General features: G+C 71.1%; 20 protein-coding genes, 1 tRNA gene and 1 pseudogene. 11 read left to right on the forward strand and 11 right to left on the reverse strand.

Going from position 1 to position 20,456, the window contains the following annotated elements; genetic code table 11:
- Positions 1-76 precede the first annotated feature (76 nt).
- From ABZS77_RS19935 to ABZS77_RS19950, 4 genes are all read left to right on the forward strand, one after another.
- A complete protein-coding gene (locus ABZS77_RS19935) occupies positions 77-769 on the forward strand; it encodes an alpha/beta hydrolase (RefSeq protein WP_354824627.1) in 693 nt (230 codons plus the stop codon).
- 106 nt (positions 770-875) lie between these two features.
- Positions 876-1,430: a hypothetical protein gene (locus ABZS77_RS19940; protein WP_354824630.1), complete on the forward strand. Its 555-nt coding sequence runs from the start codon at positions 876-878 to the stop codon at positions 1,428-1,430.
- Positions 1,431-1,522: 92 nt separating this feature from the next.
- Entirely contained in the window at positions 1,523-2,017 is a 495-nt protein-coding gene (locus tag ABZS77_RS19945; RefSeq protein ID WP_354824632.1) for a hypothetical protein, read from the forward strand.
- Between the two features lie 159 nt (positions 2,018-2,176).
- Positions 2,177-4,606, forward strand: coding sequence for a hypothetical protein (locus tag ABZS77_RS19950; protein ID WP_354824634.1), 2,430 nt, complete (start codon positions 2,177-2,179; stop codon positions 4,604-4,606).
- Positions 4,607-4,672: 66 nt separating this feature from the next.
- On the opposite strand, the gene ABZS77_RS19955 is transcribed toward ABZS77_RS19950, so the two are convergent.
- Entirely contained in the window at positions 4,673-5,305 is a 633-nt protein-coding gene (locus ABZS77_RS19955) for a TetR/AcrR family transcriptional regulator (protein ID WP_354824635.1), read from the reverse strand.
- 122 nt (positions 5,306-5,427) lie between these two features.
- Here ABZS77_RS19955 and ABZS77_RS19960 point away from each other — a divergent pair, with 122 nt between their 5' ends.
- Positions 5,428-6,177 carry an SDR family oxidoreductase gene (locus ABZS77_RS19960; protein ID WP_354824638.1) on the forward strand — a complete coding sequence of 250 codons (750 nt, stop codon included), beginning with the start codon at positions 5,428-5,430 and terminating at the stop codon, positions 6,175-6,177.
- A gap of 52 nt (positions 6,178-6,229) precedes the next feature.
- Here ABZS77_RS19960 and ABZS77_RS19965 read toward each other — a convergent pair.
- Positions 6,230-6,319: transfer RNA gene (locus tag ABZS77_RS19965), tRNA-Ser, on the reverse strand.
- A 75-nt stretch (positions 6,320-6,394) separates the two neighbouring features.
- On the opposite strand from ABZS77_RS19965, the gene deoD reads away from it, so the two are divergent.
- Positions 6,395-7,102, forward strand: a complete 708-nt coding sequence (deoD, locus tag ABZS77_RS19970; protein WP_074315244.1) for a purine-nucleoside phosphorylase — start codon at positions 6,395-6,397, stop codon at positions 7,100-7,102.
- A 96-nt stretch (positions 7,103-7,198) separates the two neighbouring features.
- On the opposite strand, the gene ABZS77_RS19975 is transcribed toward deoD, so the two are convergent.
- From ABZS77_RS19975 to ABZS77_RS19990, 4 genes are all read right to left on the reverse strand, one after another.
- Positions 7,199-7,756, reverse strand: coding sequence for a nucleoside deaminase (locus ABZS77_RS19975; protein ID WP_354824694.1), 558 nt, complete (start codon positions 7,754-7,756; stop codon positions 7,199-7,201).
- Positions 7,757-7,787: 31 nt separating this feature from the next.
- Positions 7,788-8,315, reverse strand: coding sequence for a tRNA adenosine deaminase-associated protein (locus ABZS77_RS19980; protein ID WP_354824640.1), 528 nt, complete (start codon positions 8,313-8,315; stop codon positions 7,788-7,790).
- A 118-nt stretch (positions 8,316-8,433) separates the two neighbouring features.
- Positions 8,434-8,601 carry a hypothetical protein gene (locus ABZS77_RS19985; RefSeq protein ID WP_354824642.1) on the reverse strand — a complete coding sequence of 56 codons (168 nt, stop codon included), beginning with the start codon at positions 8,599-8,601 and terminating at the stop codon, positions 8,434-8,436.
- 100 nt (positions 8,602-8,701) lie between these two features.
- The gene (locus tag ABZS77_RS19990; protein ID WP_354824697.1) at positions 8,702-9,085 is read right to left on the reverse strand and encodes a hypothetical protein; all 384 of its coding nucleotides are present in this window, start codon (positions 9,083-9,085) and stop codon (positions 8,702-8,704) included.
- A gap of 70 nt (positions 9,086-9,155) precedes the next feature.
- Here ABZS77_RS19990 and ABZS77_RS19995 point away from each other — a divergent pair, with 70 nt between their 5' ends.
- Positions 9,156-9,908, forward strand: coding sequence for a M23 family metallopeptidase (locus ABZS77_RS19995; protein ID WP_354824645.1), 753 nt, complete (start codon positions 9,156-9,158; stop codon positions 9,906-9,908).
- A gap of 29 nt (positions 9,909-9,937) precedes the next feature.
- Positions 9,938-11,008: a PHP domain-containing protein gene (locus ABZS77_RS20000; RefSeq protein ID WP_354824648.1), complete on the forward strand. Its 1,071-nt coding sequence runs from the start codon at positions 9,938-9,940 to the stop codon at positions 11,006-11,008.
- On the opposite strand, the pseudogene ABZS77_RS20005 reads toward ABZS77_RS20000, so the two are convergent.
- Positions 10,891-11,994: pseudogene (locus tag ABZS77_RS20005) on the reverse strand (DMT family transporter); the annotation flags it as partial. The gene ABZS77_RS20000 and the pseudogene ABZS77_RS20005 overlap by 118 nt on opposite strands.
- A 108-nt stretch (positions 11,995-12,102) precedes the next feature.
- Here ABZS77_RS20005 and ABZS77_RS20010 point away from each other — a divergent pair.
- Entirely contained in the window at positions 12,103-13,773 is a 1,671-nt protein-coding gene (locus ABZS77_RS20010) for a DUF885 domain-containing protein (RefSeq protein ID WP_354824650.1), read from the forward strand.
- A 75-nt stretch (positions 13,774-13,848) separates the two neighbouring features.
- Here the strand turns inward: ABZS77_RS20010 and ABZS77_RS20015 are convergent, their stop codons facing one another.
- The 3 genes from ABZS77_RS20015 to ABZS77_RS20025 form a co-directional block, all read right to left on the reverse strand.
- Positions 13,849-15,294, reverse strand: a complete 1,446-nt coding sequence (locus ABZS77_RS20015; protein WP_354824653.1) for a DUF6114 domain-containing protein — start codon at positions 15,292-15,294, stop codon at positions 13,849-13,851.
- Between the two features lie 71 nt (positions 15,295-15,365).
- Positions 15,366-15,989 (reverse strand): DUF6230 family protein, encoded by a 624-nt coding sequence (locus ABZS77_RS20020; protein ID WP_354824656.1) that lies wholly within the window; start codon positions 15,987-15,989, stop codon positions 15,366-15,368.
- Positions 15,990-16,371: 382 nt separating this feature from the next.
- Positions 16,372-17,586, reverse strand: coding sequence for a DUF3068 domain-containing protein (locus ABZS77_RS20025; RefSeq protein ID WP_354824659.1), 1,215 nt, complete (start codon positions 17,584-17,586; stop codon positions 16,372-16,374).
- Positions 17,587-17,697: 111 nt separating this feature from the next.
- Here ABZS77_RS20025 and ABZS77_RS20030 point away from each other — a divergent pair, with 111 nt between their 5' ends.
- Both ABZS77_RS20030 and ABZS77_RS20035 read left to right on the forward strand, forming a co-directional pair.
- Complete coding sequence (locus ABZS77_RS20030) at positions 17,698-18,954, forward strand: acyltransferase (RefSeq protein WP_354824661.1); 1,257 nt, start codon at positions 17,698-17,700, stop codon at positions 18,952-18,954.
- Between the two features lie 115 nt (positions 18,955-19,069).
- Positions 19,070-20,248 carry a glycosyltransferase family 4 protein gene (locus ABZS77_RS20035; protein WP_354824700.1) on the forward strand — a complete coding sequence of 393 codons (1,179 nt, stop codon included), beginning with the start codon at positions 19,070-19,072 and terminating at the stop codon, positions 20,246-20,248.
- On the opposite strand, the gene ABZS77_RS20040 is transcribed toward ABZS77_RS20035, so the two are convergent.
- On the reverse strand, positions 20,233-20,427 hold the full coding sequence (locus ABZS77_RS20040; protein WP_139584335.1) for a hypothetical protein: 195 nt from the start codon (positions 20,425-20,427) through the stop codon (positions 20,233-20,235). The two genes, ABZS77_RS20035 and ABZS77_RS20040, sit on opposite strands and share 16 nt — an antisense overlap.
- Between the last annotated feature and the right edge of the window lie 29 nt (positions 20,428-20,456).

The following is a 20,456-nucleotide window of genomic DNA, read 5'->3' on the forward strand; positions in this document are numbered from 1 at the left end:
CTTTTTCACGTAACGATCGATACGTCTAACGTCGATGGCGGCGACCCACCGAGGGCTCGCCGGACGGGAGACGGCAATGACCGTGGTCTTCGTGCACGGCGCCTGCGTCCGCGACGGGGAGTGGTGGTGGTCGCGGGTCGCCGCCGCGCTGCGCGCCGACGGCCTGGACAGCGTCGCGGTCCGGCTGCCGAGCTGCGGCGAGGTGGCGGATGCCGAGCCCGGCTTCGCGGCGGACGTCGCCGAGACCCGACGGGTGCTGCGCGAGGTCGGCCCGGCCGTGCTGGTGGGGCACTCCTACGGCGGGGTGGTCGCGACCGAGGCCGCCGACAGCGGCGAGGTCGCCCATCTGGTGTACGTCAGCTCGTTCCTGCCGGACGTCGGGCAGGCACTGGCCCACCTGGCCCCGGCGGAGCCGGCCCCCTACCTGGACTTCTCCCCGGACGGCACGTTCGGCGTACGACGTGAGTCGGTGCGCGAACTGTTCCTTCAGGACTGCGACGAGCAGGCCGTCGAGGGGGCGGTCGCCCGCCTGACCCGACAGGAGGCGTCGGTGCTCACCGCCACGGTCGGGCACGCGGGTTGGCGTCATCTGCCGTCGACGGCTGTCGTCTGCGCCGAGGATCGCGCCACGCCGCCCGCTCTGCAACGCCTCCAGGCCGCCCGCGCGACCCGGACCGTCGAACTATCCGCCGGCCATCACCCGATGCTCTCCCATCCCCACCTGCTCGCCGACACCGTGCGGGCCGTCGCAGGGTCGGGACGGATCTGACCGCTTCGGATCGGCAGCGGCACCGGTACCGTTCCAGGGACCGGCGGCACCCGGAGAACCGTCGTACACATGTTCTATCCACAGGCTGTGGACGGCGGAGGGCTCGATGGGTTACCAGCTCAGCGCGGTGATCGCGGACGCGGACCTGCTCCGCGAGCAGACCGCCGAGCTGGATCACGCGGTCCTCGGCGAGCTGCGCCAGGACTTCGCGTTGCTGCCGGTCACCCCGCAGTTGGTGGTCGAGCTGACCGGTTCCCTACCGGACTACACGGTGGACGACCGCAGCGCCGAGCATCCGTTCGGGCTGGTGTTGTCCACAGCTCTCGTCGATCTGCTGTCGGGTTGGTCGAGGTCGGGTCCGGTGGCGTACGCGGAGGCGGAGTTCGGCGGCGGCGTCGGCCACCAGGCGGCGGCGGTGTGGCTGGGCGGGGAGCTGGCCTGGGGTCCACGGTTCGACGACGTGTTCGACGCACCGCGCGACCAGTGGCCAATCAACGAGGCGTTGACCCGGCTCGGCGTGGAACCGGGCACGTGGATCGACCCGTTCGCCGAGCTGGGGTTGCACCTGGAGCGCAACACCGACGGCTGGTTGGCGCACGGACGGCGGCGACTCAGTGCCGACTACTGGGACGAGCTGGTCGAGCAGTGGGAAAACCAGTAATCCGTCGCCGGGCAGCAACCTGACGGCTCCCGTCCCGTTGGGGACTGGGGGATTCCATGAAATTGCGACAATTCGCGTTTATTGCTGCGCTGATGACGGCTGCCTCGATCGCCGGCAGCGGCGTACCGCCAACCGGGCCGACCCCCGACGGCCGGCCCGCCGGCATCGCCGAGACCATCGACCTGAACGGTCTGAGCAACATCGAGTTCGGTGACACCGAGGACGAGCTGACCCGTCGGGGCGTCCTGCGCACCGGCCTGGACACGTGCGGGCCGATGCTCGCCGGGCACGACACCGTCAGCCCGGTCTTCATCGAGGACAAACTGGTCCTGCTCTGGGTCGGCGCCCCGATGCGGACACCGGAGGGCATCGCGGCGGGCTCGCCCGTCGACCAGGTCTGGGCCCGCTACCGGTCGGTCACCCGCCTGCGCGCTCCACAGGGGACACAACGCCTCGACGGGCTGCTGGCCCGCAGCGGCGACCGCGCGTACCTGTTCCTGCACGACGGGCGCACGGTCCGGAAAACCATCGCAGGGTACGCCGACTGGGCCCGCCGCCTCTTCGACGAGGGCATCGGCCCCTGCTGATCGATCCTTCCCCGGTGTAACCGACAAGCCGATTGTCCGCGATCGACGACCATGGAATCATCTCCCCACTCGCGCAGATCGCGCGACAAACACGGGGGAGACATCGTGCGTACAACCGTGCCCGATCCATTGTGGAAACACGTAGCGAGATGGGCCGCCGTGGCGACCCTGAGCCTCACCGGGGCGGGCCTGCTGGCCGGCCCCGCCAGCGCCGCCCCGACGGCCGAGCCGTCGCCGCGACCGGCACTGACGACCGGGCAACCGCCCACCGTCACCGCACCCTCGAAGCCGACGCCCGCGACTCCCGCTCCAGGCCGGGCCACCGCCGGCCAGACGTCTGCCGTCAGCCCCTCCGCCGTCTGCGGCGGACAGCTCCCGCTGGGCAAGGTCACGAACTGCGCGTCGATCACCGGCGCGACACAGCAGATCTGGACGATCACCTCGACGGCCGACCAGGACACCCTGTACGTCCGGCTCCGGGAGGTCTCCGGTGACGGCGTCAGCGCACAGGTCAAGAACCCCGAAGGCGCCACCGTCTGCTACGTCGGCCCGTACCTCAACGAGTGCAAGCTCGGCGTCGCCGGCACCTACACGATCACGGTGAAGCTCAGCTACGGCACCGGCAACGGCGCGTACTCGCTGTCGGCGGAGTCGATGCGGACCCCGTCCACCTGCGCCAGCCTTGCTGCGGGCTTCTTCTCCTTCACCTCCGCCGGCCGCAGCGGCACGCTGCCCGCCGGCCTCGCCGCGCGCTGCTTCACCTTCAAGCAGCCCACCGGCGCGGTCCTGCACCTGGCCGACCCCGGCGGCGCCGAGGACATCCAGGGCAGCATCCTGGACGCCCAGTTCCAGCCGATCTGCTCGGTGGGGTACCCCACCGAGTGCACCCTGCGTGAGCCCGGGCCGTACCGGCTCTTCCTCCAGGAGACCTACGGCAGCAAGGCCGACTACACCCTGCGGATGCCCCGGATCTCCCAGTCGGTCGGCTGCCCCGCCCTGCCCCTGACCGCGTTCGGAGACCCGGGCTCGGCGGTCGGCACCGGCACCGTCCCGCCGAACCAGGGGATCAGCTGCCAGTCTCTGCGGGTCACCACCCCCGGCCGGCTGGTCGTCCGCCTCAACCAGTTCGCCAACCAGTACCTCGACTGGAAGCTGTACGACGACGCCGGTCAGGTGGTGTGCACGGAGTACGACTCCGCGCGGTCCTGCGTGACGCCGACCGCCGGCGCGTACACGCTGGTGTCGCAGAACTGGAACTGGGAACCGGTCACCTACCAGGTGGCAGCGGCCCGCCTCGACCAGACCGACGGCTGCGCCGCCCCCACCGGGCTCAACTGGGACCAGCCGGCCCTGACGGTGCACCAGACCTCGGCGGTGCAGACCAACTGCCAGCCGTTCCACGGCGAAGCCGGTGAGCGGGTCATGGTCTACCGGGCCCCGGACCGCTACAACGACGTCAACTCCTGGATCGTCGACGAACAGGGTGCCGTGCTGTGCACCGAAGGGTCCGAACAGGACGGCTGCGTCCTGCCCTCCACCGGGACCTACCGCGTCGTCTCCTACCTGACGAACTGGGCCGACGACAGCGTGGACCTCACGTACAAGGTCCAGGTCCGTCGACTCTCCGACGCGGTCGGCTGCCCGACCGTCACCCCGGGCACGTACAACTCGGCACCGGCCGGCGCCCTCGGTGGCATCCGCTGCCGGACCCTGGACCTTCCCAGCGCCGGCGTGTACCGGGTCACGGCTGTGGACGCCCAGAACTACCGGACGTACGCCACCGTCTACGACTCCGCCGGCGTCAAGGTCTGCACCGACACCTGGTGCGAGGTCCCCGCGGCCGGGAAGTACACGATGGTGCTCAACGGGGGCGTACCCGACTCGGTGATCGACAGTGACTTCCTCTACGCCGTCGCGTTGCTGCCGTGGAAGCCGTCGGACTGCACGCCGGTGTCCGACACCGGCTGGCAGGACGCCCCGCACCGGGGCGGGTTCGAGACCGCCGGGCAGCACAACTGTCTCCAGCTGCCCAGCCCAGCAGGGGCCCACGTCGCCGAGTTGCTGGCCGGGGACGTGACCGCCGCGACCTCACCGGAGATCGTCGTACTGAACGCCGCCGGCGAGCAGGTGTGCGACTACTCCTCGCTGCGTCAGTACAGCTGCGAGCTGACCGGCGAGGCGCCCTTCTCCGTGCTGCTCACCGCGGATGCGGGCGCGCCCACCGCCTCGTACGCGTTGGGCTTCGCCCGGACCGACGGGCCGCCGGCCTGCCCGGTCCTACCCGCGGGCGCGGACGGCGCCACGGTGACCACCGGGGCGGACCGCTTCGCGGTCTGTTTCACCGTTCCGGCCGACCAGCGCGCCAGCCGGGAGAGCTTCACCTGGACGCGTACCGCCGGCTCCGGTGACGCCCGCATGTCGGTCTTCGACAGCCAGGGCATCCGGTACTGCGGTCCCACCAGCCAGGCCGTCGAACGGACCCTCACCTGCACCCTGCCGGCCGGTCCGGTCACGGTGCTCCTGGAGACCGATGCCGTCGACGCCTCGTACCGGTTGACCCACCGGGACGGCAGCACCCCGACCGCGTGACGGGCGGCGGGCCGGCCCTCCACCTGGTTGGAGGGCCGGCCCGCCGGTGCGGACGTTCGACCCCGCTCAGGCCGGGTTGGTCGTGTGCTCCGGAAGCCGCGCGCCGGACGCGGCGGCGAAACCGACAAGCGCGATCTCCGCTGTCTGCCGCAGGTCCTCCCGGCTGACTCCGGCGGCGGCGTGTATCGCCTGCCCCTCGGTCACGCTCATGACGAAGCGGGCGAGCGCGGCGGGGTCGGCGTCGGCGGGCAGGTCACCGTCGGCGACGGCGCGGACGAACCGGTCGGCGAGGGCGCGTTCCCCGGCCAGGCGGCTCGCGGCGAGGAACTCGGCGACCGGGGCGTTCTCGGTGGAGCAGGCGGTGCCGCCCTGGATCGACAGGCAGCCGGCCGGACGGTCGTCCCGGGTGACGGCGAGCGCGTTCTCACGCAGCAGGGTGGCGACGACCTCGTACGCGGTGGGTTCGGTGAACGCCCTGCGCGCGTACTCCATGTCCTCGTCGGCGTAGCGGGCCACGACCTTGCGGAACAGCTCCTCCTTGCCACCGAAGGCGGCGTAGAGGCTTGGCTTGTTGATGCCCATCGCGGCGGCGAGGTCGTTCACCGAGGCGCCCTCGTAGCCGTAACGCCAGAAGACCTCGAGTGCGCGCTCAAGCACCTCGTCGGCGTCGAAACCGCGTGGCCGCCCTCGCTGTGGCACCTGTCACCACCTCCCGACCTCCCATCCTAACCGATCGGTACAGAAATTTGCGGACCGGGTCAGCGGTTGCTACGGTCAGCATCAGTACCGATCGGTACAGAATTATTTGGAGGGAATCGAACGTGGGACAGCTCGACGGCAAGACCGCCCTCGTCACCGGGGGCACCACGGGCGTCGGCCTGGCCACCGCCCGCCGCTTCGCCGCCGAAGGCGCGTACGTCTTCGTCACCGGCCGCCGCAAGGGGCCACTGGACGAGGCGGTCGCGAGCATCGGCGCGAACGCCACAGGCATCGCCGGCGACGTCGGCAACCTCGACGACCTGGACCGCGTGATGCGGGCCATCCAGGACCGGGGCGCCGGGCTCGACGTGGTGTTCGCAAACGCCGGGGGCGGAGAATTCCTCGCGCTCGGCTCGATCACCGTCGAACACCTCGCGAACACCTTCGACACAAACGTGCGCGGCACCCTGTTCACCGTGCAGAAGGCCCTGCCCCTGCTCAACGAGGGCGCCTCGGTCGTACTGACCGGCTCGACCTCGGCGCTCGGCGGCATCCCTGCGTTCAGCGTCTACGCCGCCTCCAAGGCCGCCATCCGCTCGTTCCGCCGCAGCTGGGCCGCCGAGCTGCTGGACCGCAAGATCCGGGTGAACACCCTGATTCCCGGCTCGACCGAGACCCCCGGACTCGCCGGCCTGGCGCCCAGCCCGCAGGAGGCGCCCGGGTTGCTCGAGAACATCGCCTCGACCGTACCCATGCGCCGCATGGCCCACCCCGACGAGGTCGCCAACGCGGCGCTCTTCCTCGCCTCGGACCAGAGCAGCTTCATGACCGGCGGGGAGCTGGTCGTCGACGGCGGCGAACAGCAGCTCTGAGCGAAAAGCCCGGTGCGATCCTCGCGGATCGACCGGGCTTTTCGCTGTTCACTGGCGGTGGCGGAGGGATTTGAACCCTCGGAGGGCGTTAACCCTCACACGCTTTCGAGGCGTGCTCCTTAGGCCACTCGGACACGCCACCGCCGACGAGGGTACAGGACCGCCGGTTCGGACGCCGAACCGGTATCGCCGGTGCCGGCCTGGCAGGATCTTTGCCATGAGTACGCACATCGGCGCGAAGCCGGGCGAGATCGCCGAGCGGGTCCTGATGCCGGGTGACCCCCTGCGGGCCAAGTGGATCGCGGAGACCTACCTCGAGGGCGCCACCTGCTACTCGACGGTTCGGGGCATGCTGGGTTTCACCGGCCGCTGGAACGGCGTCGAGGTTTCCGTCCAGGGCTCCGGCATGGGCATGCCGTCCGCCTCCATCTACGCCCACGAGCTGATCAACGAGTACGGCGTGAAGACGCTGATCCGCGTCGGCTCCTGCGGTGCGCTGAGCACCGACCTGCAACTGCGGGACGTGGTGGCCGCGATCGGGTCGTCGACCGATTCGAACATGAACCGGATGCGCTTCGACGGGCTGATCGACTACGCACCGGTGGCCGACTTCGGGCTGCTGCGTACGTCGGTCGAGGTGGCCGAGCGGCGCGGCATCACCATGCACGTCGGGCCGATCCTGGCTGCGGACGCCTTCTACACGGACCGACCGGACCTGTACGACACGCTCGCCGACTACGGCGTGCTGGCGGTGGAGATGGAGTCGGCGGCGCTCTACACGATCGCGGCCCGTTTCAAGGCTCGGGCGTTGACCGTGCTGACCGTCAGCGACCACATCAAGACCGGCGAGAAGACCACGTCCGAGGAGCGGGAGCAGACCTTCAGCCAGATGGTCGAGATCGCCCTGGACACGATCATCGCCTGACCGTCGGGGCGGCGGCACGACAACGAGCGTGATGCCTGTGTGGCATCGCTATGCCGCGCGGGCATCACGCTCTCTGACCTCCGGCCCGCGCCGGCCTCAGCGGAAGAACGCGCGCAGGACGGCGGCCGTCTCGGCTTCGAGCACCCCGCCGTAGACCTCGGGTCGGTGGTTGAGCCGGCGGTCCCGCAGGACGTCCCAGAGTGATCCGGCCGCGCCGGTCTTGGGCTCCCAGGCACCGAAGACGACAGTGGAGACCCGGGCCAGCACCAGCGCTCCCGCGCACATCGTGCACGGTTCGAGGGTGACCACGAGGGTGCAGCCGTCCAGCCGCCACTCGCCGGCCCGCTCGGCGCCCCGGCGCAGGGCCAGCACCTCGGCGTGGGCGGTCGGGTCGCCTGTCAGTTCCCGTTCGTTGCGCCCGACGGCCAGTTCGGTGCCGTCCGGCCCGTACAGCACCGCGCCCACCGGGATGTCGTCGACCGCCGTGGTGGGTGCGGACGCGGCCGGTCCGGTGACGGCGACCTCCAGCGCCCGGCGCATCCACAGCTCGTGCCGTTGCCGTCGCCCGACCTCACCCGGGTCGGCCAGCCCTTCGTGGGCGCCCGGACCGGCGCGACCCGCCGCGCCGGGGGTGGGCTGACCCGGCCGGATCATCTCCAGCGACGGGTCGGTGGCGTCGGCCGGCTCAGACCTCACGCAGCTCCTCGACCTCGTCGACGCAGCCGAGGACCTCGCAGATCTCGGCGGTGACGTCCGCCGGGAGCATCCCCTCGTGCGTGCACAGGGTCAGCAGCTTCTGCGCGGAGATGCCCAGGTTGGCCAGCAGGTCGGCCTCGCCCACCGGGTCGGCCTCCGGGTCGACGACCGGTTGTTCGGTCTCGTCGTCACCGCCGGCCGCCGGGCGGGGTTCCTCGTCGCCGTCGAGGCCGGTGACCGAGGTCTTCAGGTCGCCGACGAGCAGCGAACCCAGGCGGGACTCCTCGGCGAAGGCCGAGTCGGACCCGAACACCCGCAGGTCCTCGCCCTCGTCGAGGCGCAGGATCACCAGGTACGCGTCGTCGGCCTCGACGAAGAGCAGCGAGACGTCGGCCTCCTGGTCGACGTCTCGCAGCCGGTCGGCGACCTCGTCGATGTCGGTGGCGCCGCGCAGGCTGACCTCGGCGGCGGTCCAGCCACTGTCGTCGCGCACCACGGCCGCAGCGAAGTACGACACGGTCCCCCCAATAGCCCCTCGGCACAGCGCCGACTCGTTACGCGTGCACGTTAGCCGGTCGGGTCGGCGGACGACCGGTCAACGCCCCGACGAGCCGGTCATTCCTGACAAAGTCGGATCAGCCGGCTACCCGACGGCGTGTGGCGATGAGCTCGCGCAGACGCTCGGTGCGCTGTCGCTGCGGCCGGCTGCGCTGGCGTACCGCCCGGGCACCCGCCAACTCGGCGAGCAACTGCAGGCGGCGGCGGCTGCGATCCGGGTCCTGCCGCGGGGTGGTCCAGGCCATGGTGCCGAGCGTGCCGAGTCTCGACGCCCACGTCAAGACGGCGTTCGCTACGCAGCCAACCGGGCACACCGCGCAGTCGTCACCGGCCGTCCGGACACGGTCACCACAACGGCCAATCACCGCTGGTGGCCCACCTGACGGCCACCACAGCGGCGGCGATGCTCCAACCACCGGCGGTCACGATGGCCACGCCGGTGGCCACCCCACGGTCGCCGTGCCGGACCAGCACCAGGGCGGTGATCCAGGCCAGCAGGCCGGCGAACACCGTCCACCACGCGTAGCTGGCCACGTCGGTGCCGAGCAGACCGAACAGGAGCAGCCAGCCGGCCGCCGCACCACCGCCGGCGGCGACACCCCCACCGGTGACCGGGTGCGGCTCGCGGTAGGTGGGTCGGGTCGGCGGCCCCGACGGGAAGAGCCCCGAGGGGGCGCGCGGCACCGGGCGGGCGACACCGGGATCCGGGACGGGGTCGGGTCGGGCGATGGTCACCGTCGCTGCCCTCCGTTACGCGCGCCATTCGTGCCCACGGTACCGGCTCTGCCAGGATGACCGGATGCCCTCGCCGACGATCGGTCGCCGCGCGCGGCCGGCGTACCCCATCCTGCTGTTGCTCGCGCCGGTGCTCGCCGCCGGCTGCGCCACCACCCGGCCGGGTGTGCCACCGGAGGGCGCCGCGCCGACGCCGCCGGCGATCTGGTCGACGGCCGAGCAGCCGGCGGCGCCGGCGGCCAGCGGCCCGGCGACCCCGGCACCGTCGTCGGTCGCGCCGTCCGCGGGCGCACCGCGCGCCGGGCTGCGGCATGTCTTCCCGGTACGCGCCGACAACGTGGACTACCACCCGACGCACGGCGCGTACCCGGCGACCGACCTCTTCGCCGACTGCGGTGAGCCGTTCGTGGCGGTGACCAACGGGACGGTGCTTGAGGTGAGTCGCGTCGACAGGTACTCCAAGCGGGGGCCGCAGGGGCCGCAGAACGGCGGCCTGTCCGTCTCCCTGCTCGGCGACGACGGGGTGCGCTACTACGGTTCACACCTGAGTGCGGTGTCCACCGGTGTCGACGCCGGGGTGCGGGTCCGCGCCGGGCAGCAGCTCGGCAAGGTGGGCCGCACCGGCAACGCGAACAACGTCTGCCATGTGCACTTCGGCATCTCGCCGCCGTGTGCCGGCAAGGACGGCTGGTGGATCCGGCGCGGCGTGCTCTGGCCGGCGCGCTACCTGGATTCGTGGCGGCGCGGCGGCAATCGGGAACCGGCCGCCGAGGTAACCGCGTGGCAGCGCAGAAACGGCTGCCCCAAGGCTCCCTGACCGGCGCCGCACCGACTAGGTTCGGTGGGATGAAGGCCCGGGACCCCATCGCCGACCTGCGCCGGATCGCGTTCCTGCTGGAGCGGGCCAACGAGGCCACGTACCGGGTCCGGGCGTTCCGCTCGGCGGCGGCCGCGTTGGCGGGTCTGCCGGCGGCCGAGGTGGCCGAGCGGGCCGGCAACGGCACGCTCACCGAGCTGACCGGTGTCGGCGACGTGACCGCCCGGTGTGTGGCGGAGTCGCTGGCCGGTGAGGAGCCGGTCTACCTGCGCCGGCTGGTGGCGACCGAGGGCAGCGACCTGGACGCGGAGGCCACGGCGCTGCGCGCCGCCCTGCGCGGCGACTGTCACACCCACTCGGACTGGTCCGACGGCGGATCGCCGATCGAGGAGATGGCGTTGGCCGCCGTGGAGTTGGGCCACGAATACGTGGTGTTGACCGACCACTCGCCCCGCCTCACTGTGGCGCGGGGGTTGACCGCCGACCGGCTGCGCCGACAACTCGACCACGTGGAGAAGGTCAACGCGGCACTGCCGGAGGGTTTCCGGATCCTCACCGGGATCGAGGTGGACATCCTCGCCGACGGTTCACTCGACCAGGACGAGGAGTTGCTGGCCCGGCTGGACGTGGTGGTCGGCTCGGTGCACAGCGGCCTGAAGGACGAGCGGGCGAAGATGACCCGGCGGATGCTGACCGCTGTCGCCAACCCGCACCTGGACATCCTCGGACACTGCACCGGCCGGATGGTGTCGTCCCGTCCCGCCGGGGTGAAGGGCCCCGGCGACCGGGCGCACCGTCCCCGGACCCGGGCGGAGAGCGACTTCGACGCGGACGCGGTCTTCGCCGCCTGCGCCGAGCACGACACCGCCGTCGAGATCAACTCTCGGCCGGAGCGGCAGGACCCGCCGAAACGGCTGATCCGCCGCGCCCTGGAGGCCGGCTGCCGGTTCGCGATCAACACGGACGCGCACGCCCCCGGCCAACTCGACTGGCAGCGGTTCGGCTGCGAACGGGCCGCCCTCTGCGGCGTCCCCGCCGACCGGGTGGTCAACACCTGGTCGGCGGAGCAACTGGTCGACTGGACGCGCGCAAAGGGCTGAGAGGCTCAGCGCGGGGCCGGCTCGGCGGCGGGCGTGGCGAGCACGCCGACGCCGACCACCGGGCGGGGCCTGCGACGGCCGACCAGACCCTGCGCGACCGCGACACCCAGCAGCACGATGAGCGCGCCGACCGGCTGGTGCCAGTTGAGCCGCTCGTCGAGCACCACGGCCCCGACCAACACCGCGAAGATCGGAATCAGGTACGTGACGGTGGAGGCGGTGCTCGCACCGGCCATCCGGATGTTGCGCATGTTGATGACGAAGGCGAGCCCGGTGCCGAGCGCCCCGAGGGTCAGGACGCTGGCCACCACCTTCGCCGACAGTTCGGTGGGCAGCGGCGGCACGCCTGCGACGAACGGCGTGACGATTGCCAGTTGAACGGTGGCGAGCAACAGTTGCGCGGCCGAGAGCGACAGGCCCGAGTGTGCGCTGCCGGCGACGAACCGCTTCTGGTACGGGATGGCGAGGCCGTAGCAGGCCGCCGCGCCGAAGCACATCAACTGCCCGACGAAGTGCGCTCCGCCGACGCCCTCCCAGATCCCGAGCACCACGAGCACGCCGAGGAAGCCCAGTCCGAGACCGATCGCGCGGCGGGCGGTCAGCCGCTCGGTGCGGAAGACCAGCACCGCGAGTGGCAGCACGATCAGCGGGGTGGTCGCGTTCCAGATGCCCGCGAGCATCGACTCGACCCGCTGCTCGCCGTACCCGAAGAGGGTGAACGGCACTGCCACGCCGAACGCGGCCACGACCGTCAGGTGCGCCCACACCCGGGGCTCGCGGGGCAGCCGGTCGCGCAGCAGTGCGAGAACGACGAGCAGGGTCAGGGCGCCGGTGCCGACCCGGTAGAGGGTGAGCTGGACCGGGTGCAGCTCGGCCACGCCGATCTTGATGAAGAGGAAGCTGGAACCCCAGATCGCGGCGAGGGCGAGGAAGCCCGGCAGCCAGGCGCGGACCGGCGCTCTGTCAGGAGTGGTATCGGTGGTCACCCCTGACACTCTGCCGCACCCGTACGACAGAGTCGCGCGCGTTTCGGCCGTCACACCCGGTCAGGGTGGGTGACCCCTCAGAGGGCACTGTTCACGTAGGGTCGAAGTGTGGGACAAATCGATAAACTCGCTAACCGCTATGTGGCCGAGTGGGCGCCGTTGAGCCCCACCGGCGCGACCTACGTCGGCATCGCCGGCCATGACGACAAGCTCGACGACCTCTCGCCCGAGGGCTACCGGGCGCGCGCCGAGCTGACCCGACGAACGCTCGCCGAGCTTGAGGTGACCGAGCCGGACACCGAGGCCGAGCGGACCGCCAAGGAGGCGATGCAGGAGCGGCTCGGGCTGGAACTGGCCCGGTACGACGCCGGCGAAACCACGAGCGAGATCAGCGTCATCACCAGCGGGCTGCACGAGATCCGCATGGTGTTCGACCTGATGCCGACCGCGACGTCGGACGCGCAGGCCAACATCGCCGCCCGGCTCAACGGCCTCGCCGGCGCGCTTGAGGGCTACAAGACCACGCTGCGCGAGGCGCTCGCCACCGGTCAGGTCAGCTCGAAGGTGCAACTGGTCGAGGTCGCCAAGCAGTGCGACATCTGGACCGACCCGAACCGGGACAACTTCTTCCACGGTCTGGTCGAGCGACTGGGCGCGGACGGCACGCTCGGCTCCGAGCTGCGTCGGGGCGCGGCGGCGGCGACCGCGGCGACCGCCGAGTTCGGTCAGTTCCTGCGTAACGAACTCGCCCCGTACGGCCGGGACAAGCAGGCCGCCGGCCGGGAGCGGTACGAGCTCGCCTCGCAGTACTTCCTCGGCGCGAAGGTCGACCTGGACGAGACGTACGCCTGGGGTTTCGCGGAGCTGGCCCGCCTCGAGGCGGAGATGCGGGTCGTCGCCGGGCAGATCGCCGGCCCGGGGGCCAGCGTCGACGAGGCGGTCGCCGCGTTGGACGCCGACCCGGCACGGACCATCCAGGGCAAGGAGGCGTTCCGCGACTGGATGCAGGCCCTGGCCGACAAGGCGATCGACGAGCTGAACGGCACCCACTTCGACATTCCCGAGGTGGTCCGCCGCATCGAGTGCTGCCTCGCCCCGACCAGTGACGGCGCCATCTACTACACGGGGCCGAGCGAGGACTTCTCCCGCCCAGGTCGGATGTGGTGGGCGGTGCCGCAGGGCATCACCGAGTTCTCCACCTGGCGGGAGGTGACCACCGTCTACCACGAGGGCGTTCCGGGTCACCACCTCCAGGTGGCGCAGACCGCCGTCCGGGCTGACGTGCTCAACCGCTGGCAGCGGCTGCTGTGCTGGGTGTCCGGCCACGGTGAGGGCTGGGCGCTCTACTCGGAGCGGTTGATGGACGAGTTGGGCTACCTACAGGACCCGGGTGACAAGCTGGGCATGCTGGACGGCCAGGCGATGCGCGCCGCCCGCGTCATCGTCGACATCGGCATGCACCTGGAGTTGGAGATCCCGAAGGACAACCCGTTCGGCTTCCACCCCGGCGAGCGGTGGACGCCCGAACTGGGCTGGGAGTTCATGCGGGCGCACTGCCGCGTGCCGGACGAGAACCTGCGCTTCGAGCTGAACCGCTATCTGGGCTGGCCGGGCCAGGCGCCGTCCTACAAGGTCGGTGAGCGGATCTGGTTGCAGGCCCGCGAGGACGCCAAGGCCCGCAAGGGCGCGGACTTCGACCTGCGGGAGTTCCACCGGCAGGCGTTGGACCTGGGTGCCCTGGGTCTCGACCCGCTGCGGCGGGCGCTGGCCCGGATCTGAGGTGACGTGAGGCCCGAGGTCGGCGGTACGACCAACCGTCGACCCGGGGCCTTCTCGTTCGCCGCGCCGCGCCGCTCAGCCGAGGCGCAGCGCCAGCGCCGGCCGGGCGGTCAGCGTGTTGCTGGTGACGTACGCCAGGTCGATGACCGGGTCGGTGAACGTGACCGCGAGGGGCACCGTGACCGGGATGCCGTCCGGCAACGGCAGGTCCGGAGTCAGTGTGATCTTGATGCCGAGCAGCTTGCCGACGAACCGGGTGGAGTAGAACGCCACGTCACCGCTGACGGTCAGCCGGTCGGTCGCGTACTCCTGGGTGCGCCCCGCGGGACCGTCGGCGCGCAGGAGGAAGTCCTCGGTCACCGCCTCCCGCATGCTGAACTTCAGCACCTTGAGGGTGCCCTTCTCGGTGCGCAGGTCGGTGATTCCGTCGAACCGCAGGCCGGTCATCTTGACCGAGGACCCGGTGAGCTTGGACGGCGTCTGCGCCACCTTCGGCAGGTTCGGGTCGGCGGCGATGCGCGGGAGCATCTTGCCCGGTTCCACTGTGCCCGGCGTTCCCGGCTTACCCGGCTTGGTGGGCGGTGCCGGTGTGCAGGTGCCGGGGTCGGGACGCGCCGTCGGTGTCCCGCTCGGCTGGGCCGTCGGGCTCGGCGACGGCGACGGGCTCTCCCGACGGTCTCCGCCGGTGAACAGGTCACCGATCCCGTCCAGGATGTCGCCGATCAGGTTGCCACGCCGCTCCGGACTCGGACTCGGGGTCGGAGTCGGGGTCGTCGCGCTGCGGCTCGGCGAGGGGGTGGCGGTCCGGGACGGGGTGGGGCAGGCGGTGGTGGGGCGGTTCGGCGCGGCCTGCACCGCTCCGGGCTGGGCGGCGAGGCCGACGGCGGCGAGGCCGAGCACCACCAGGATGATGCCGAACACCCGCGGATCAGCCGCCCGCCCCGGCCACTCGGGGGGCGGACCCACGTCGGCGAACGCCCTCTCCGGAACGGGCCGCTCAGGGCCGACCTGCTCAGGAACGACCTGCTCGGGGTCGGACTGCTCGGCGACGGGCGGCTCGGCAGAGCCGTCCTCGACGACCGGCTGCTCCGCGGTCGGCTCGTCGTCCTGGACCGGCGCGGGTGCGGCCGGGCCGGTCGGCGTCCAGGCGAAGGCGAGCGCGCTGCCGACGATGCCGAGCAGCAGACCGACGAAGAAGCCGCCGAGGTTGAGACCGATCAGCGAGTAGACGGTGGTGACCGCCGCGACGATCGAGTAGAACAGCCGCTGCGCCGGGCTGAACCACAGCAGCAGGCCGCAGGCCACCAGGATGACCGGGATCAGCAGGGAGAGCAGACCGGTGGCGCCGCTGTGGAAGCTCAGGCCGTTGAGCGTCATCCGGGTGGACGCGAACATCTCCACTCCGGCCAGGGCGGTGAGAAGGCCGCCCCAGAACGGACGACTCCGCTGCCAGATGCGGAAGTTCCGCCACGCCTGGGCCAGACCGTCGAGTCGGGCGTGGGACGGGTTCGTGGTTGTCACGTACTCCTCCTGGCGGAGCGGGGACGGGGACACGGGCTGGCCCGCGGTGGTCGACCACCGCGGGCCTCACCTCAGAAGCACTCCTTGCCCTTGGCGTCGTCCCCCACGTTGACCTTCAGCCGCAGCCCGACCAGGTTGAAGGTGGCCGCCGTGGTGTAGCGGGACACCTGCTGGAGGTTGGTGATGGTGACGTGCTCGGAGTTCTGGCCGAACGATCCGGCCTGCGCCGTCGGGTTCAGGTCGGTCGCGTCCCGGCCGATCTTGATGTTGGTGAAGGTCGCGTCGCCGCCCAGCGAGTCCATCGCGATCAGCAGGTCCTTGGCCCGGGCGGGTTCCTTGCCGTCGCCGGCGTTGATGGTGAGCACCACCGGCAGGCCGGGCAGGTCCGCGCGGACCGACTGGCAGAGCTTGTACAGCTCGGCGCTGCTGATCTCGGAGAGGGCGACCGGGTGGACCTCACCGGCCTTTCCGTCCTTGCCCTTCTCCCGGACGATGCCGCCGTACTGCTTGAAGCCGTCGCCCTCCAACCGCTCGGCGCCGATCTTGAAGGTCTGCCCGGAGACCGTGATGTCGGACGCGATCGCGCCGGTCGACATGCCGAACAGGATGGCGCCGGCGGCCGCCGTGGCGGGCACCAGCATGGCGGCGAAACGCCGCCAGCGGGTACGGCCCTGATTGTCCAACCGCTTCTGCACGGATTCCTCCTCAGTGGATGCGGGCGGGTGGCGGTTCCGAACTGGCGGCCCCGCACTCGGCCCGTCATCTGTTACCGGCGGGTAACGATCGAGCTTGATGGTGCACCCGTTGCGGCGCAGGTCACAACCCCCCAATTACCGAGCGGTAACACTCGCACCCCCGTTCGATGCCCGAGCGTCACGAAGCGTTGATTCACCGGCAGCAGAAAGCACAAGAAGAGATGCCAAAACCGGCACAACTTCCGCCATGCGCCACGCAGAGTCACAAACCATCGACCAATTACAATCGGGTAACAAATGTAAAGTGCGCACGTCTCGGGACGACTGAGGGGTGGACCGCAGCGCGGTCCACCCCTCAGTCGTACAGCCGGTCGTACGCGCGTCAGCGCTGCTCCACCTCGCCGGGGGCAGGGCGCTGGGTCGGCACCGTCGGGTCGTCGGACTTCCAGTTCGTCGACGCCGGCGGGATCTCGTCGGTCAGCGGACCACCCACGGGCTGGGGCCGGGGCTGCTCCACGGTGTCCGTGTCGCGTACCGGCTCCTGGTCCACCCGGGTCGCGGTGGAGTCGGCGGCGGCCGGCGCGACAGGAGCCGGCTCGGCGCGGTGCCGGGCGGCACCACCATCGTTCCGCCGCGTGACCAACCACACGCCGGCGATGAGGGCGAGCAGGCCGAGGACACCTGCGGCGATCGGACCCCAGAGACTGATCAGGCCGATCTTGAAACGGTTGTCCTTGGCCGTGTCGGCGCTGCGGGTCACCGTCTCGTCGGTGTAGTTGAAGTCCGCGTCCAGCAGCACGGTCGGAGTGCCGGTGTTCGGGCGCAGCTCCTTGTGCTGCTGCTCCCGGACGTTGATGTAGGAGCCGGTCACCGGGTCGACCCAGACCGTCCGGGTGTTGCTGTAGACGATCTGACCGCTGGTCGCGCCGGGGGCGAACTTGCCGACCAGCGTCTGGATGCTCGCCTCCGGAGTGGCCAGCACCTCGTTCTCGATCCGCTGCTCGAAGCGGTACGTCTCGATGCCCTTGATCTTCTCGGTGCCGGTGAACTTCGCCGGCAGCGCCCGCTTCAGGTCACGGTCGAAGACCTGGTAGTCCCGCTTGCCGGTGCCGAACGGGAACTTGTAGAGCTGACCGGAGTAGCTCACGTTGCCGACCGGGGTCTCGTTCGCCCCGCTCTCGTTGAGCCACTGGTCCTTCCACGGGGCAGCCGCGCCGGAGATCCGGTAGAGAGCGAACTCGGTGCTGTACTGGCTGACCACCTCCTCGGTGTCGACACGCTTGACGGTCTGGAAGACGTCCCAGATCACCGCGTCGCCCTTGAGCTCCTTCGGGAGCCGGTTCTTCGTGTCGTCGGGTTGCGGAATGACCTCGACACTGGACCGCAGGTTGCCCTGCGGGACCTCGATGCTCACCGAGCTGCCGCTTGCGGTGATCTTCAAGAACTTCGCGTCCTTCGCCTCGGCGATGGACGTCGTCGGTTCGAGGTCATAGGGGAGCTTGGACACGGCGGGCGCCACGTAGAACGGCAGCCCAGCCGCGAAGACCAGCAACAAGACGCCAAGCCCAAAGAGCGCGGCGCCCACGCGTAGCTTCACTCATCCTCCTGTAACCTGCCGCCCTACGACCTGTTGTCCGGGGCTCCCGATCCTTAACATGGCGGGAGGTTACTCCCCGGTCACCTTCAAAGCGACCCCCTGGATGTCCAGATGTCCGCAGCCGCCGCGCCAACAGTTTCGGAGCCTTCGGTAGCTGGCCGGCTCCCCGCCCTCGACGCGCTGCGAGCGATCGGCGCCGTGGCGGTCGTCGGCCACCACGTCGGTTTCCAGACCGCCGTCACCATGAACACCACCTGGGGCGGCTGGTTGGCACGCCTCGACGTCGGCGTCGCCATCTTCTTCGTACTCTCCGGATTTCTGCTGTTCAGGCCGTGGGCGCTGAGCGCCGCGACGGGCCGGCCCCGGCCGCGCACCGGCCGCTACCTGTGGCGCCGCGCCCTGCGGATCCTGCCCGCCTACTGGCTGGCGGTGGTGGTCTGCCTCGTCGTCCTGCCGCAGAACCGGCCGGCGTCCGCGGGCGACTGGATCCGCCACCTCACCTTCACCCAGATCTACCAGCCCGGCGAGTTGCGCTACGGGCTCAGCCAGACCTGGAGCCTCGCCACCGAGGTCGTGTTCTACCTGATCCTGCCGCTGGTCGCGGTCGCCGCCGTGGGTCGGTCCTGGCGTCCCGTGCGCACCATCGTGATCGTCAGCGCGGGGGCGCTGCTGACCGCGGGGTGGCTCACCCTGATGGGGTTCGGCCTGCTCAACAGCGCCCTGCACACCATGTGGCTCCCGTCGTACGGCGCGTGGTTCAGCGCCGGCATGGCCCTGGCGGCGGCGCACGTCGCCCTGCGGACCGGGACCGCTCCCGCCGCCCTGCGCGTGCTGGACGACCTCGCCTCCGCGCCGGTCGCCTGCTGGGGCGCGGCCGTCGGGCTGATGGCGATCGCGACGACGCCCGTCGCCGGCCCCCGCGACCTGGAAGGCCCGACGGCCGCCGAGTTCGGCGTCAAGCTGGCCCTGTACCTCGCCATCGCGGCCCTGATCCTGATCCCGGTGGCCTTCGGAGGGCCGAGCCGGGTCAAGGAGATCTTCGGCAGCACCTCCGCCCGGTGGCTCGGCACCGTCTCGTACGGCCTGTTCCTGTGGCATCCGCTGGTCATCGAACTCATCTACCTGCTCGACGACCGGCCGCTGTTCACCGGCGGGCTGCTCAACACCTTCGCCCTGACCATGGCCTTCGGCCTGGTGTACGCGGCGGTCAGCTACTACGGCGTCGAGCGGCCCCTGCAACTGCTCGGCACGCAGCGTCGACGGCGTCCACGGGTCGGACCGGGACAGGCCGGCGGGCCGTCGGTCGAGGCGGCACCCGTCTCGCCGGCCGTCGTCGCGGGCACCCCGGTGCCGACGGCCGGCGCGTAGCGGGGTCGACAAGCGCTGGGCCACCCAGGCATTGCCGGGCGGCAGCCCAACCCCTAGTGTGACGCGCGTCCCTAAATTACTTGAGAGTAGGGTTCGCGTGGAGCGTCGCTTCGGCATGCCCGGAAACGTGCTGTTCCTCAACTGGCGGGACACCCGTAACCCCGAGGGCGGCGGTTCCGAGGTGTACGTGGAACGGATCGCCGCCGAGCTGGTGGCGCGTGGTTTCCGCGCCACCCTCTTCTGCGCCGCGCACAGCGAAGCGCCCGCCGACGAGGTCAACGAGGCCGGCGTCCGGCTGGTCCGGCGCGGAGGCCGGCACACCGTCTACGCCTGGGCTGCGCTCTGCTACCTGGCCGGCGCGTTCGGTGTCGGTCCGCTCGCGGCGCGGCGGGGCGGCCGGCCCGACATCCTGGTCGACGTGTGCAACGGGCTGCCGTTCCTCTCCCCGCTGTGGGCACGGCGGCCGGTGGTCAAGCTGATCCACCACGTGCACCGCGAGCAGTGGCCGGTGGTCCTTCCCCAGTGGGCCGCCCGGTTCGGCTGGTGGATCGAGTCGTCCCTCGCCGTACGCGTCTACCAGCGGTGCCGTTACGTCACGGTCTCCGAGGCCACCCGCCGCGAGCTGGCCACCCTCGGCGTACCGCCCGAGCAGGTGACAGTCGTGCACAACGGCACCCCGGAGTTGCCCCGCACGGACGCCGAGCGGGCGCCGTTCCCGCTGCTCGTGACGTTGAACCGGCTGGTGCCGCACAAGCGGGTCGAGGTGGCGTTGCGGGCCGTCGCCGCGCTCGCCGACGAGCTGCCCCAGTTGCGGCTGGTGGTCGCCGGCCAGGGCTGGTGGGAGCCGCACCTGCGGGAGATGGCCGCGGAGCTGGACATCACCGAGCGGGTGGACTTCCGGGGCTTCGTGACCGAGGAGGAGAAGGCCGCGCTGCTCGCCTCGGCCTGGGTGGCCCTGACGCCGTCGCTGAAGGAGGGCTGGGGCCTCACGATCGTGGAGGCGGGAGCGGCGGGTACGCCCACGGTGGCGTTCCGGGAGGCCGGAGGCGTGGCCGAGGCCGTCGTCGACGGGCGAACCGGCCTGCTGGCCGACGACATCGACGACTACCTGATGAAGGTGCGCACGCTGCTGCACGACGACGAGACGCGGCTGGAGATGGGCGCCCAGGCCCGCGAGCACGCGGCGAGTTTCACCTGGCAGGCCGCGGGTGGACGGTTCGCGGCCTTGCTGGAGGGTGGGGAGTCGCCCCGCCCGGTGCAGCGGCGGGGCGAACCGTCCTACCTGTTGCCGTAGACCTCAGGGGCGTACGGGTCCTGCTTTCCGTTGCGCTTGGCCGCTTCCGAGACGTTCTTGGCCTCGGTGGCGGCCTCCTCGTCGGTGGCGGTCGCGGCGGCCGAGAGCCCACCGAGGGCAAGGATCCCCAGCAACGCCGCCACCAGGCCGGACACGACCAGGGTCAAAGCTCTACGCATGCCAATCCTCCAATGGCGAGACGTGCGAG

The organism is Micromonospora sp. NPDC005298, assembly GCF_040607375.1.
In the GTDB taxonomy this organism is placed as follows: Bacteria; Actinomycetota; Actinomycetes; order Mycobacteriales; family Micromonosporaceae; genus Micromonospora.